The organism is Rhodococcus sp. ABRD24 (assembly GCF_004328705.1).
Lineage (GTDB): Bacteria > Actinomycetota > Actinomycetes > Mycobacteriales > Mycobacteriaceae > Prescottella.
In genome coordinates this window covers 4,498,628-4,512,567 of sequence record NZ_CP035319.1, presented here as the reverse complement: position 1 = coordinate 4,512,567, position 13,940 = coordinate 4,498,628, and the positions used below count along the sequence as shown (strand labels likewise).

At 66.7% G+C, this 13,940-nt stretch carries 8 protein-coding genes, 1 tRNA gene and 1 pseudogene; 5 read left to right on the top strand and 5 right to left on the bottom strand.

All coding sequences use genetic code 11. The features are described 5' to 3' along the window. Positions 1 to 3: 3 nt before the first annotated feature. Together ERC79_RS23645 and ERC79_RS20115 are read left to right on the top strand one after the other, a co-directional pair. Positions 4 to 481, top strand: a pseudogene (locus tag ERC79_RS23645) (aminotransferase class III-fold pyridoxal phosphate-dependent enzyme); the annotation flags it as partial. A gap of 476 nt (positions 482 to 957) precedes the next feature. Next, positions 958 to 1,956, top strand: a complete 999-nt coding sequence (locus tag ERC79_RS20115) for an HNH endonuclease signature motif containing protein (RefSeq protein WP_242676656.1) — start codon at positions 958 to 960, stop codon at positions 1,954 to 1,956. A 309-nt stretch (positions 1,957 to 2,265) separates the two neighbouring features. On the opposite strand, the gene ERC79_RS20110 is transcribed toward ERC79_RS20115, so the two are convergent. The 3 genes from ERC79_RS20110 to ERC79_RS20100 all read right to left on the bottom strand — a co-directional run bounded on the left by ERC79_RS20110 (position 2,266) and on the right by ERC79_RS20100 (position 6,644). Further along, a tRNA-Leu gene (locus ERC79_RS20110) sits at positions 2,266 to 2,349 on the bottom strand. A gap of 286 nt (positions 2,350 to 2,635) precedes the next feature. Continuing rightward, complete coding sequence (gene glgP / locus ERC79_RS20105) at positions 2,636 to 5,236, bottom strand: alpha-glucan family phosphorylase (RefSeq protein ID WP_131580143.1); 2,601 nt, start codon at positions 5,234 to 5,236, stop codon at positions 2,636 to 2,638. 10 nt (positions 5,237 to 5,246) lie between these two features. Next, positions 5,247 to 6,644, bottom strand: a complete 1,398-nt coding sequence (locus ERC79_RS20100; RefSeq protein WP_278249711.1) for an FAD-binding oxidoreductase — start codon at positions 6,642 to 6,644, stop codon at positions 5,247 to 5,249. Between the two features lie 166 nt (positions 6,645 to 6,810). Between ERC79_RS20100 and ERC79_RS20095 the strand changes: the two genes are divergently transcribed. The 3 genes from ERC79_RS20095 (at position 6,811) to ERC79_RS20085 (ending at position 12,528) form a co-directional block, all read left to right on the top strand. Beyond that, complete coding sequence (locus ERC79_RS20095) at positions 6,811 to 8,820, top strand: maltotransferase domain-containing protein (protein ID WP_131580142.1); 2,010 nt, start codon at positions 6,811 to 6,813, stop codon at positions 8,818 to 8,820. Continuing rightward, positions 8,817 to 11,012, top strand: coding sequence for a 1,4-alpha-glucan branching protein GlgB (glgB, locus tag ERC79_RS20090; protein ID WP_131580141.1), 2,196 nt, complete (start codon positions 8,817 to 8,819; stop codon positions 11,010 to 11,012). The genes ERC79_RS20095 and glgB overlap by 4 nt, the downstream gene beginning before the upstream one ends. A 64-nt stretch (positions 11,013 to 11,076) precedes the next feature. After that, positions 11,077 to 12,528, top strand: coding sequence for a metallopeptidase (locus ERC79_RS20085; protein ID WP_131580140.1), 1,452 nt, complete (start codon positions 11,077 to 11,079; stop codon positions 12,526 to 12,528). 13 nt (positions 12,529 to 12,541) lie between these two features. On the opposite strand, the gene ERC79_RS20080 is transcribed toward ERC79_RS20085, so the two are convergent. Both ERC79_RS20080 and ERC79_RS20075 read right to left on the bottom strand, forming a co-directional pair. Continuing rightward, positions 12,542 to 13,453, bottom strand: coding sequence for a tetratricopeptide repeat protein (locus tag ERC79_RS20080; protein ID WP_131580139.1), 912 nt, complete (start codon positions 13,451 to 13,453; stop codon positions 12,542 to 12,544). Positions 13,454 to 13,560: 107 nt separating this feature from the next. Then, positions 13,561 to 13,938, bottom strand: a complete 378-nt coding sequence (locus ERC79_RS20075; protein ID WP_207390369.1) for a DUF3817 domain-containing protein — start codon at positions 13,936 to 13,938, stop codon at positions 13,561 to 13,563. Between the last annotated feature and the right edge of the window lie 2 nt (positions 13,939 to 13,940).

Genomic DNA, 13,940 nt, shown 5'->3' with positions numbered 1-13,940 from the left:
GCCGTGCCCGACATCGAAGACCGACGCCCCCAGGAGCTCCGGCTGCGCACCGACCTTCCTGGACCGCGGTCGCGCGCCCTCGCCGCCCGTCGTCACGCGGCCGTCGGGGCGTGCGTCGCGTCGTCGGTGCCGGTGTATGTCGCGGACGCGGACGTCGGCGCCGTCGGCGCGCTCGATCACGCCTACCTCGGTCGCACCAGCTTGACGATGGCGCTGACGGCGGAGAATCTGCCTTACAAGGACGGATTCGGCCCGTTCGTCCCCGAGGTGTACTGGTTGCCGATGTCGTATCCGTTTCGGGAGCCGCCGAATCCGGATTGCAGTGCGGTAACTGGCGAGCGGCCGCAGGCGGGCAATCGATCTGCTGGACAGGCAGATCGGGGCGCGACGGATCGCCGCGATCGTCCTCGAACCGGTCCAGGGCGAGGGCGAGGGCGAGGGCGGATTCATAGTGGCCGCGCCGGGATTCTTCCCGACGCTCTTCGCGGGCATCGCATGGGGTCTGGCCCGGCCGGGAGAACGGCGGCTATCGAGCCGAGGACAGTCGGTCGGCGGTGCCGTCATGGGCCCGCACTGGAGGCGAATTGTTTACCACCTAGCCGTCCCGCCACAGTGACCACCCCGGTGACGCAGGGTCGACCGCGTCCTACATCATCCAGCTATTCAGAAGGTAGACCCACCGCTAGTCTCTCGTCCGCCACAGGCTCAGCGGCAGGGGAACTCTCTCTCTTGCGTTCAGGTCGGTTCGCTGGGCACAGCAAGCAGGGTCGTCAGATGTCGATCACCCTTCTCTGTCAGTCGCAGATACTTATCCGAATCATTAATCGGTCGCTATTTCGCGCCATTATCGATCAACCCGCCAGCGGGAAATCGAGTTTTGACCAGGTCGGTCGTCCCGGGCATAATCCATCGGCATGGGGGCGTGTTCGTGCTTCCCGCTGAACCGGAGGTAAGAACATGTGGAAAGTGATCGGGATTCTGCTCCTCGTTGGCATTGTGGTTGCAGCAATCCAGGCTGTTTGGCCGGTCGCCCTTGTCGCAGGAATTGGCTATCTCCTATATCGGCTTATCCGACACACCCTGAAGGAGCGCTACTTCGCCAGCGACGAGTTCCTGGCGCACAAGGCCGAAATCGCTTCGGTGGTCGCTGAGCACAATGAGATCGCTAGCTACGTCGCCGAGATCCGCAGCGGAGAAACCTTTGTGCTCGGCGGGTCATCGACCGGTGCGCAGTCGCACCTGGCGACGTTCGACAATACCAGCCGCCACAAGTACCGGCGTGACCGCAACCTGGCCACTTATCAGGCGCCAAATGTTCACAACTGCTCGCTGCAGGTCGTTCGCAACGCCAGCATCGACCCGATCAAATACCTAATGAAGTACTTCGACATCAGGGCCAACGAGGACGACCTCGCCGAGGTGGAGAGCCTCGGAGACGGCATCACCCGCCTGGAGGATGCTGTCGCGAATCTTCAGCAGCGGGAAGCCAGCATCACACAAATGGTCAACCCGCCGAAGTTTATCCTCAAGCACTACTCCGACGAGTTCATGAAACACGCCGGGGTCGAGTTGTCCCCGATCAGCGTGCCGTACCCGGTCTATACCTTCGAGTACATCAGTGCCGGTGGAAACAGCAGCCAGCGGTCATCTGTCACTCTCAACCGGCAGACGATCGACGTGCTGATCGAAAACATGTCGCAGAAGATCAAGTGGCGAAAGAGCGCGGCTGGCCAGCGCGCGCTCATGACCACGAAGCTGCGCAACATGATCAAGACCCGTGACAACCACACTTGCCGGTACTGCTCGATTTCTCTGTCGACGGAACCGAACCTGTTGCTAGAGGTGGATCACATCATGCCTGTGTCCAAGGGCGGTCTGACGGCACCGGAGAATCTCCAAACCTTGTGCTGGCGGTGCAACCGGACCAAGTCGAACAAGATCATCGCGGCGGGTTAGGGCCTTCCCGAGGAGCGTCATATTGTCTGCCCGTGCTCTCCTACTCTGCCAACGCACACACCTCAAACGACCAGTTCAGTTGAGCTATCCCGTGACCAATCCTCTTCCCCAATACGTTTCGGGCGATCATCGCCCCACCTGAGCAGCCGCACCCCCGAGTCGGGCGGGGTAGCGTGTTGCCGCCGCGCGTTCACCCGTACCGAGCCAGGAAGCGAACCTACCTGCGAAGACGGTGGTGCCCCCAGGGGGACTCGCACCCACTCGGCGGATTTCAAGTCTGGCCAGATCGCTGGTCACGTTCTTGCTCGGTGCCCGCCGGTGGAATCGAACCCCCACACCCTCACGGGTACCGGATTTTGAATCCGGCGCGTCTGCCAGTTCCGCCAGGCGGGCGTGCATGTCATCGACTACCGAGTGTGCCAGAGCGTGAGGATGCTCCGGATCGGCCCACACCGAGCCGTCACCAGGCGCACATCGGATGATGCGTAGCGCCGCCGCGGTCGGCGGCGGGTCGCAGCCCGGAACGTGCCATCACGGCTCGAGCGCACCGAGCAACTCCTACATTATGAAGGCGCCCACACCCCGTTCGCGGGCGATCCAATGAGATTGGCGGCTAACCTCACTCACCAGCACTCCATCGCTGCCCACAGCAACGGATTCAACTCTCGATCCATGTCAGCTACACGTACGGCGCCGCCACGAGCCCCAGTTCCGCATCGCTCGCGAGAAGACCGTGGTGCGGCAACACGCGGACCGTGTAGCCCACGGACCCGGACACCGGCAGCGGTGCGGTCGCAACGAACACCTCACCCATCCCGTCTGCGCCGGCGTGCGCCATCGGCACGGTCGTCACGTCGGTGAGGTCGCCTGCAGGCCCGACCTTTCCGAGCACGGCCTGCACGACCACGTCCTGCGGCGTCAGCCCACCGAGGCGGACGAAGGCCCGCAGCGATAGATCGGCGCCGATCTCCGGGTTGTCGGGCAGTCCCGCGCTGTCCACCTGGGCCACCTGCACGCCGGGCCACATCGACTCGACTCGACGTCGGTACTCGGCCACGGCACGCGCGCCGGTGAAGTTGTCCGGCAACATCTTCCGAGCCGACCGTGCCGCGGGTGCGTAGTAATCGACGGCGTAATCGCGCACCATGCGTGACGCCAGCACCTTCGGTCCGAGTGTCTGCAACGTGTGCCGGACCATCTCGATCCAGCGTGTGGGCAGGCCGCTGGCGTCGCGGTCGTAGAACCGCGGCAGCACCGACCGCTCCAGTAGTTCGTACAGGGCGGTCGCTTCGAGGTCGTCGCGGCGGGTCTCGTCGACGACGCCGTCGGCGGTCGGGATGGCCCAGCCGTTCTCGCCGTCGAACATCTCGTCCCACCAGCCGTCGCGAATCGAGAGGTTCAGTCCGCCGTTGAGCGCCGACTTCATGCCCGACGTCCCGCACGCCTCGAGCGGGCGCAACGGGTTGTTGAGCCAGACATCGCAGCCCCAGTACAGGTACCGCGCCATCGACATGTCGTAGTCGGGCAGGAAGACGATCCGGTGCCGCACATCGTGCTGGTCGGCGAACCGGACCACCTGCTGGATCAGTGCCTTGCCGCCCTCGTCGGCGGGGTGACTCTTGCCGGCGACCACCAACTGCACCGGACGCTCATCGTCGAGCAGCAGCGCCTTCAGCCGTTCCGGGTCGCGCAGCATCAGCGTCAGTCGCTTGTAGGTGGGCACCCGCCGGGCGAATCCGACGGTGAGCACGTTCGGGTCGAATACCGCTGCAGTCCAACCCAGTTCGGCCTCGGTGGCGCCACGCTCGAGCCATGACGCGCGCACCCGGCGGCGCACTTCCGCCACCAGCTTTGCGCGCAGCGCGGCCCGCGTCGACCACAGCTCGGCCAGGTCGATCTCACGCAGCCGCTCCCAACCGCGAGCCTCCTCCACCAGCTCCGGGCCGACCAGCCGGTGCGCAAGGTCCATCCACTCGCGGGCCGCCCACGTCGGCGCATGCACCCCGTTGGTCACCGAACCGATCGGCACCTCGGCGGCGTCGAAACCCGGCCACAGCGATTCGAACATTTCACGGCTCACCTCGCCGTGCAGCTTCGAGACCCCGTTCGCGCGCTGGCCCAGCCGCAGACCCATGTGCGCCATGTTGAACACGCCGGGATCGTTCTCACCGCCGAGACCGAGGATCCGGTCGACGCCCAGACCGGGCAGCAACGTCGAATCACGCTCCCCCTCGTTGCCACCGAAGTGGCGGCGCATCAGTTCAACCGGAAACCGGTCGATGCCGGCGGGAACCGGCGTGTGCGTGGTGAACACAGTTCCAGCACGAATCGCGGCGAGCGCCGCATCGAAGTCCAGCCCGGAACCGGTGACAAGCTCCCGGATCCGCTCGAGGCCGAGGAATCCTGCGTGTCCCTCGTTCATGTGGAACACCTCGGGATCGGCGAGCCCGTGCGCGCGCGTGTAGGCGCGAACCGCCCGGACGCCGCCGATGCCCGCCAGAATCTCCTGCTTGATCCGGTGGTCCTGGTCGCCGCCGTACAGCCGATCGGTCACAGCCCGCAGCTCGGGATCGTTCTCGGCGATGTCAGAGTCGAGCAGCAGCAGCGGCACGCGGCCGACCTGCGCGATCCACACCCGCGCGCGCAGTACCCGGCCACCGGGCATCGCGATGTGGATCAGCACCGGTGCCCCCGGTCCACCGTCGGCGCCGGTCTCGGTGAGCAAGCGCAGCGGCAGCCCCTGCGGGTCGTGCGCCGGATAGTGCTCGGCCTGCCAGCCGTCGGCGGTGAGTGACTGCCGGAAGTAGCCGGAGCGATACAGCAGGCCCACTCCGATCAGCGGCAATCCGAGGTCCGACGCCGCCTTGAGATGATCGCCCGCAAGGATGCCGAGTCCGCCCGAATAGTTGGGCAGTACCTCGGTCACACCGAACTCCATCGAGAAGTACGCGATTCCCGACGCCAGATCGACGCCCTTGCCGAGCTGGTCCTGATACCAGCGCGGGCGGGTCAGGTAGTCGTCGAGGTCCGCGGACGCACGGTCGAGCTCGATCAGGAACGCGGGATCGACCGCGAGCGCGTCGAGGCGAGACGGATCGACCTCGCCGAGCATCCGGACCGGATCGTGGCGCACCGCAGTCCACAGTTCGGGATCGATCGATGCGAACAGGTCCTGTGTCTCCGGGTGCCACGACCAGCGCAGGTTCGTCGACAGCGGCCCCAGGGCCGACAGTCGCTCGGGCAGGTGGGCTCGGACGGTGAACCGACGCAGGGCTTTCACTCCGCGTACCCTACCGACATTCGACGCCGGCGATCAGGTTGAGGCGTCGCGCCAGGTCGGAAACGAACACCCCGCCCGGGTCGACGCGATCCCTGATGGCACGCCACTCGTCGAGACGTGGATACATCCGAGCTACGCGCTCGGGGGTGGTTCGCGAATCCTTGGCGAAGTAGAGCCTGCCGCCGGCCTCGAGCACACGCTCGTCGAGATCGTCGCAGAAGCGACCGAGCCCCCGCTTCATCGGGAAATCGAGACTGAGCATGAATCCGGGGTGCGGCCAGGACAGCGGAGCCGGGTTTCCGTCACCCATCCTCTTGAACACATTGAGGAACGACCTGTGACCCGACTCGGCGATCGTCCGCACGATGTGAGCGAGTTGCTGCTCGGCACCGAACGGAATCGAGAACTGGTACTGCATGAAACCCTCGCGCCCATAGGCTCGGTTCCATTCCCCGATCAGGTCGAGCGGGTGATAGAACTGCGTCAGGTTCTGAATGGTGCCGCGACCGTGCTTCGGGTACATCCGATATGCGGCCTCTGCGGCGATCCGCGTCGTGAACCGGTTGACCATTCCATTCGGGAACACATCCGGGACGGTCAACAGCTGGGGGGCATTGAACCGCAGCGGGTCCCGCCGCAGCTTCGACGGCAACTGATCGAGTGTCGCCAGTGATCCACGGGTGAACCCCGCCCGGCCGAGCTTCGGGCCGGTCGAGATGGTGTCGGGAACCGACATCGAGTAGTCGTAGCCGTCGTCGGATCCTCCGGTCAGCAGTTCCATCGTCTCGTCGAGGTTCGACGTGCGGTCGTGGTCGGCGATGAAGTACGCAGTCTCGGTGTGCTTCATGCGCACACGCGCTCGCACCACGATGCCGGTCAGGCCCATCGCGCCGATCGTCGCCCAGAACAGTTCTCGGTCGTCACCTTCAGGGGTGAGAGTGCGGATACTTCCGTCCGCGGTCAGGAGGTCGAGCGACTCGACATGATTTCCGAAGCTGCCGTGCGAGTGGTGGTTCTTGCCGTGGATGTCGGCGCCGATCGCACCGCCGACCGTGACCTGCCTCGTGCCGGGCAGGACAGGCACCCACAGGCCGTGGGGCAGAACGGCACGCATCAGCGCGTCGAGACTGACGCCGGCGTCCATGTCGACGACCCCGGTGGCCGCATCGATGTGGTGGATGCGGTCGAGCGCGGTCATGTCGACGACGAGTCCGCCCGAGTTCTGTGCGGGATCGCCGTAGCTGCGCCCGAGGCCGCGCGCGATGACTCCTCGTGGGCCGGATCGTTGGACTGCCGAAGCGATCACGTCGAGGTCCGGGGTCGACAGCACATCGGCGATCGTTGCTGCTCGCCTTCCCCACCCACTCAGAGATCGTCGTTGCGTTCCGAACTCGGTCGTCACAGTCACCCAGCCACGATAGCCCGCACGATGTCGACTTCATCGAGCCGAAGAACAGCGGCAAAGAACGACTGGGGCCGGAGCACCCGACGAGACGCGACCGGCTGAACTACGGTTGACCCAGCAGTTTCGAGCCCAGCAGTTCTGTACCCACACCGACCCGAACGGAGCCCGTGTGACAGGTCGCCTCGCCATCGACGACATCCTGCCCTCGATCGACGGGGGTCGGTTCCCGTCGAAGGCTGTCGTGGGCGAGGTATTCCCGGTGTCCGCCACGGTGTGGCGGGAGGGTCACGATGCCGTCGCTGCGACGCTGCTGGTGCAAGGTCCGGATGGGGCCACCGAGACCGCGCGGATCCCGATGCATCCCGGCCCCGTGCTCGACACGTTCCACGCCACCTTCACTCCCAGCAGTGTCGGAACCTGGACGTATCGTGTCGAGGCGTGGGGCGATCCGATCACCACGTGGCGGCACGCGGTCGAGGCGAAGCTCGCGGTCGGCCAGGGCCCGGCCGATCTGGCCAACGACCTGGAGATCGGGGCGCGGTTGTTCGAGCGGGCCGCGACCGGCTCCGAGCCCGCCGACCGCGATCGACTGCTCGCGGTGGCGGCGTCGCTGCGGTCGGACCGCCAGCTTCCGGTGCGGGTCGCACCGGCGTTCGCGGCCGAGGTCGCGACAGCGTTGCGGACCAGGCCGCTGCGCGAACTGGTGACCGACTCGCGCGCGTACTCCGTCGTCGTGGACCGCACACGTGCACTTTTCGGGTCCTGGTACGAGTTCTTCCCCCGGTCCACCGGCGGCTGGGATGCGCACGGCGCCCCGCGGCACGGCACCTTCGCAACCGCCGCGGCGGATCTCCCGCGCATCGCGGCGATGGGATTCGACGTCGTCTACCTTCCGCCGATCCACCCGATCGGCGAGGTCAATCGCAAGGGCCCCAACAATTCCCTGACAGCGGGCCCGGACGACGTCGGCTCACCGTGGGCGATCGGCTCGGCGGCGGGCGGGCACGACACAATCCATCCGGGTCTGGGCACGGAGGCGGACTTCGTGAAATTCGTCGCCGATGTCACCCGGCTCGGCATGGAGGTTGCTCTCGACCTCGCGCTGCAGTGTGCACCCGACCACCCGTGGGCCCGTGAGCATCCCGAATGGTTCACGCAGCTGCCCGATGGCACCATCGCGTACGCGGAGAACCCGCCCAAGAAGTACCAGGACATCTATCCGGTCAACTTCGACCTCGACCGCGACGGCGTGTACGCCGAGGTGCTTCGTGTCGTCCGGCATTGGGTCGGATTGGGCGTCAAGATCTTCCGCGTCGACAATCCGCACACCAAGCCGCCGGATCTGTGGGAATGGCTCATCCACGAGGTGAAGAAGACCGACCCGGACGTGCTCTTCCTGTCCGAGGCGTTCACCCGGCCGGCCAGATTGTACGGGCTGGCGAAGCGAGGGTTCACGCAGTCCTACACCTACTTCACATGGCGAATCGGCAAGTGGGATCTCACCGAATTCGGCAACGAGATCGCCGCCAAGGCCGACGAGGCTCGCCCGAACCTGTTCGTCAACACCCCGGACATCCTGCACGAGAGCCTGCAGCACGGCGGACCGGGCATGTTCGCGCTCCGAGCCGCACTGGCCGCGACGCTCTCCCCGACATGGGGCATGTACTCGGGTTTCGAACTCTTCGAGCATGTCGCGGTCCGGCCCGGCAGCGAGGAGTACCTGGATTCGGAGAAGTACCAGCTGCGGCCGCGCAACTTCGCCGAGGCCCGCGAGCGCGGCGAATCGCTCGAGCCCTGGGTGGCCACACTCAACCGAATTCGGCGCGCCCACCCAGCACTGCAGCAGCTACGCAATATCCACTTTCACCACGTCGACAACGATTCGCTGATCGCGTACTCCAAGTTCGACGCGACCACCGGCGACTCGGTCCTGACCGTGGTGAACCTCAACCCGTTCGGGGCCGAGCAGGGCTCGATCTGGCTGGACATGCCCGCACTGGGCCGCGACTGGCACGACCAGATGGCGGTGCTCGACAAGGTCAGTGGCGAACAATACGAGTGGGGGCAGCACAATTTCGTTCGCCTCGAACCGTGGCGGGCGTCGGCGCACATTCTGGCGCTGCCACCCATCCCCCTCGAAGCCCGTCGGCGGCTCGCGGATCGGGAACACCGGCCGTGACCGTCGAGTCGCGTTCCTGTCCACCGGATCCGGGTGATCTGGCACTGCTCGCACGCGGACTTCACCACGACCCGCACTCGATTCTCGGCGCCCATCCCCATCCGCGGGGCACCGTGATCCGGGCACTACGGCCGGGCGCCGAGGCCGTCGCCGCCCGCGTCGGTGACCGCGACTACCCGTTGCAACCGGTAGGCAGCAACGTCTTCAGCGCCCTGGTCCCGATTCCGGATCTTGCAGACTATCGCCTGGTCGTGGCCTACCCGCACGGGCACACGGTCGTCACCGCCGACGGGTACCGCTTCCTTCCGACACTCGGCGAACTGGACCTGCACCTGTTCGGTGAGGGCCGGCACGAACGGCTCTGGGACGTACTCGGTGCGCATCCGCGCAGCTATGAGACGCCCGATGGCACGGTGCGCGGGACGTCGTTCGCGGTGTGGGCGCCGGGGGCCCGCGGTGTCACCGTGATCGGCAATTTCGATCTGTGGGGCGGGCACACCGCCCCGATGCGGGTACTCGGCTCCACCGGCGTGTGGGAGCTGTTCGTCCCTGGCGTCGGACCCGGGGAGCTGTATAAGTTCCGCATCCACGGCCGCGACGGCGGTGTCCAGGACAAGGCCGACCCGATGGCGTTCGCCACCGAAGTCCCGCCGGCGACCGCATCGATCGTGACCGAGTCGACGCATCGCTGGCGCGACGAGGAGTGGATGACCGCGCGCGCCGCGCGCGAACCCAGCCGGGAGCCGATGAGCGTCTACGAGGTCCATCTCGGTTCGTGGCGGCCGGGCCTGTCGTACACCGATTTGGCCGACGAGCTGAGCACCTACCTCATCCAAGCCGGCTTCACGCACGTCGAGTTGCTCCCGGTCGCCGAACACCCGTACGGCGGATCGTGGGGATACCAGGTCACGTCGTACTACGCGCCGACCGCCCGCTTCGGGACGCCGGACGACTTCCGGGCCTTCGTCGACCGTCTGCACCGCGCCGGAATCGGTGTCATCGTCGACTGGGTGCCCGCCCACTTCCCGAAGGATGCCTGGGCTCTCGCCCGATTCGACGGCAGCCCGCTCTACGAGCACGCCGATCCGCAGCGGGGCGAGCAACCGGACTGGGGCACCTACGTCTTCGACTTCGGACGTCTGGAGGTCCGGAACTTCCTGGTTGCCAACGCACTGTTCTGGTTCGAGGAGTTCCATGTCGACGGCCTGCGCGTCGACGCCGTCGCGTCGATGCTGTACCTGGACTACTCGCGCCCCTACGGACAGTGGACACCGAACATCCACGGCGGCCGCGAAAATCTCGAGGCCGTGGCGTTCCTGCAGGAAATGAATGCGACCGTGCACAAACACCACCAGGGCGTGGTCACGATCGCCGAGGAGTCGACGGCCTGGCCGGGCGTCACCCGCGCCACCACCGTCGGCGGCCTCGGATTCACGATGAAGTGGAACATGGGCTGGATGCACGACACGCTCGGTTACCTGGGCCGGGATCCGATCCACCGCAGCTTCCACCACCACGAGATCACCTTCTCGCTGATGTATGCGTGGAGCGAGAACTATCTGCTGCCGATCAGCCACGACGAGGTTGTCCACGGCAAGGGCACGCTCTGGTCGCGAATGCCGGGCGACGACTACGCGAAGGCGGCCGGGGTCCGCGCGTTGCTGGCCTACATGTGGTCGCATCCGGGCAAGCAACTGCTGTTCATGGGCCAGGAGTTCGGACAGAGCTCCGAGTGGTCCGAGGAACTCGGGCTGGAGTGGAGTCAACTCGAGGATCCCGCCACCGGCGACCTGCACCACGGGATCTTCCGGCTGGTGTGCGAGCTCAACGCCGCTTATCGCGCCACGCCCGCTCTGTGGACTCTGGACACCTCGCCCGGCGGCTATTCGTGGATAGACGCGAACGACACCGAGAACAACGTACTGAGCTTCCTTCGGTACGGCACCGACGGCTCGATCGTGGCCTGCCTGTTCAACTTCTCCGGATCCACCCATTCCGCCTACCGGGTGGGCTTGCCCGAGCCGGGCCGATGGACTGAAATTCTCAACACCGACGCGCGGGTCTTCCACGGGTCGGGACAGGGCAACTTCGGATCCGTCACCGCAACGGAGTATCCGTGGCACGGCCGTCCCGCGTCCGCGGAGGTGACGCTGCCGGCCGGCGCGGCAATCTGGATGAGACTCGAACGGTGAAGGGAGACCACGGTGGCAGAGGGTCTGTGGTGACGCGGTGTCTGTGGTGGCGCGGTGTCTTCCGATGACGGCGGGCAGACTCCGGCCGTCGGGGCTCGTCGCCACAGCGCTCCTCGCGGTCTTCGCCCTGGCCGGCTGCTCGTCGACGATCGACGGACGCGCCGTGTCGATCTACGACGATCCCTTCACCGTCGCCGGCCTGCCCGCGCAGGGCGGCCCGAGCGGCCCCCGGGCGGGTGTCCCCGACACGACGCGGGTGGTGCAGAACAGCGACGGCAGCGAGGTGGACGTCCTCGCAGCGAACGCGATTGCCGACATCGAGGACTACTGGTCCAGTGAGTACCCGAGGATCTTCAAGGGCATCTTCGCGCCGGTCGCCGAGTTGTTGTCCTGGGATCCGGACCAGAACGCCGGTGGCCCGCGCTTCTGCGGCATCGACACCTATGAGCTCGTCAACGCCGCCTACTGCACCAAGCGCGACGTCATCGGGTGGGACCGTTCCTATCTGCTGCCCAGCCTCGTCGAGACGTTCGGCCCGATGTCGGTGGTGATGGTCCTCGCGCACGAGTACGGCCATGCTGTGCAACAGAAGTCGGGGCTGGTCGGCGAGGACGATCCCGGCATCGTGCTCGAACAGCAGGCGGACTGTTTCGCAGGGGCGTTCATCCGCCACGTCGCCGAGGGCGACGCACCCCACTTCACGCTCAACACCTCCGACGGCCTCAATTCTGTTCTCGCGGCCACCGTCTCGGTGCGCGACACTGATCCGAGCGATCCGGAGTCGATCCACGGATCGGCGTTCGAACGCGTGACCGCCGCACAGATCGGGTTCACCGAAGGCGCCGGCGCGTGCACCCGAATCGACGCCGCCGAGATCGACGCGCGGCGCGCCGATCTGCCGGGCCGGTTCGACAGCAGTTTCGACGGCGGCGAACTCCCCGTCACCGAGGAGTCACTGACGGCGACCTTCGGGTCGTTCGGGACCGTATTCGATCTCGCCGAACCGCCGACGCTGGACCTCACCGGCATCGACACCGGGTGTGCCGACGCGACCGCGACCGAGCCGGTGGCCTACTGCCCGGCCACCAACACGATCAGCGTCGACGTCCCCGCGCTCGCCGAGCGCGGCACCCCGACCGTCACCAGCGGCGACGACATCCTCAGTGCCGACGTCACCGGCGACTACAGCGCATACGTGCTGCTGGCGTCGCGGTACACCCTCGCCGTGCAGAAGTCAGCCGACCAGCCGCTCACCGGCCCACAAGCCGCCCTGCGCGCCGCGTGCCTGTCCGGCGTGATCACCGCGGCACTCAGCCCGGAGCATGCCGCCGCGGATACCCGCGGCGTGTGGCTGTCCGCCGGAGACCTGGACGAGGCCATCTCCGGCCTGTTGACCGACGGGCTGGCCGCCAGCGACGTCGACGGCAACACGGTGCCGAGCGGATTCTCCCGCGTCGACGCCTTCCGCACAGGGGTGCTCGGCGGACAGAAGGCTTGTGACGGCCGCTACCACTGAGCCGATGGCCGCGTCAGTACAGCGCGGACGCAAGCCTCCGACGGGCCGCCGTGACGACGGGCTCGGCCGGGTCGAAGAGCTCGAACAGCTCGAGCAGGCGGGTCCGCACCCGAGTCCGGTCGTCGCCGGCAGTGCGCCGCACGAGCGCAACGAGGCGGTCGAACGCGGCCTCGGGCTGCTGCGAGAACAACTCGGCGTCGGCGGCCTCGAACTGAGCGTCGATGGAGTCGGGCTGAGAATCCCCGGACTCGATCGCATTCTCCGGCAGCCCCTGGACGCGTCCGAGGAAACGAACCTGGCGCAACGCCGCGAGCGCGTCGGCGTTGGCCGGCTCCGAATCGAGGATCAGCTGGTACGCGGCCTCGGCTCCGGCGTAGTCACCCTCGTCGAGCGCATTCTCCGCGGCGACGAACCGGGGATCCTCCGGCTCGGGTTGTGCTTCCACGTCGGCGGCGGACGGCGGACCGTCGAGCTTGCCCTCGACCGCTTGCTGCAGCGCCGCGATCCACTGCCGCAGCTGCGGCTCCGGCTGGGCGCCGGTGAAGTCGGCCAGCGGCTGCCCGCCGGCAATTGCGACGACCGTCGGAACCGACTGCACGCCGAATGCCTGCGCGATACCGGGGTTGGCGTCGACGTCGACCTTCGCGAGCACCCACGATCCGCCGCCCTCGTGCGCGAGCTTCTCGAGCACCGGAGAGAGCTGCTTGCACGGCTCGCACCACGTCGCCCACAGGTCCACGACCACGACCACCTGCATGGACCGTTCGAGGACCTCGGCCTGGAACGTCGCCTCGGTGACGTCGACGACGGGCGCCAGGCCGGTGGTGCTGACGGGCACGGATCCATCGGGGAGAGGACCGGCAGGCGCGCTCGTCGGCGCTGCCGCACGGTCCTTCAGTCCGGAGAGATCGACGGCTCCGGACATGGCCGCGGCGGTACGAGGGGACGGACGAGAACCGGGTCGAGTCACGATGTCAGTTTGTCACGAGTGGCGGCCGTGCAGCCATTCCGGGCCTCCACCCGCGGGGCGGATCAGGCGACAGCGCGCTCGGTCGGCTTCGCAGCGTTCGTCGACAGCTCGCCGAGCTGACCGTTGCGCGCCGCCCACATCTCGAACCAGACGGTCATGAAAGGCGGGATGCTGGAGACCATCGCAAGCGCGAGGGTCTTGAAGTCCCACTTCACCACGCGCGCCGTGAACAGCGCGACGAGGATGTAGATCACGAAGATCGCGCCGTGAATCGGCCCGAAGATCTTCACGCCGAGTTCGGGACCCCCGTTGATCTCCGGAATGTGCTTGAATGCCATGCCGATCAGCAGACCAGCCCAACTGAACGCTTCCAGAACCGCCACGAAGCGGAAACGTTTGGGCCACGAGCTGAGATCGAAGAAGTTCGCCATGCCCGCCATTG

Bases quoted from the DNA above. Each gene is read 5' to 3' on its own strand.
- ERC79_RS20115 (WP_242676656.1), top strand. From the start codon at position 958: ATGTGGAAAGTGATCGGGATTCTGCTCCTCGTTGGCATTGTGGTTGCA.
- ERC79_RS20085 (WP_131580140.1), top strand. From the start codon at position 11,077: ATGACGGCGGGCAGACTCCGGCCGTCGGGGCTCGTCGCCACAGCGCTC.
- ERC79_RS20080 (WP_131580139.1), bottom strand. From the start codon at position 13,453: ATGTCCGGAGCCGTCGATCTCTCCGGACTGAAGGACCGTGCGGCAGCG.
- ERC79_RS20075 (WP_207390369.1), bottom strand. From the start codon at position 13,938: ATGGCGGGCATGGCGAACTTCTTCGATCTCAGCTCGTGGCCCAAACGT.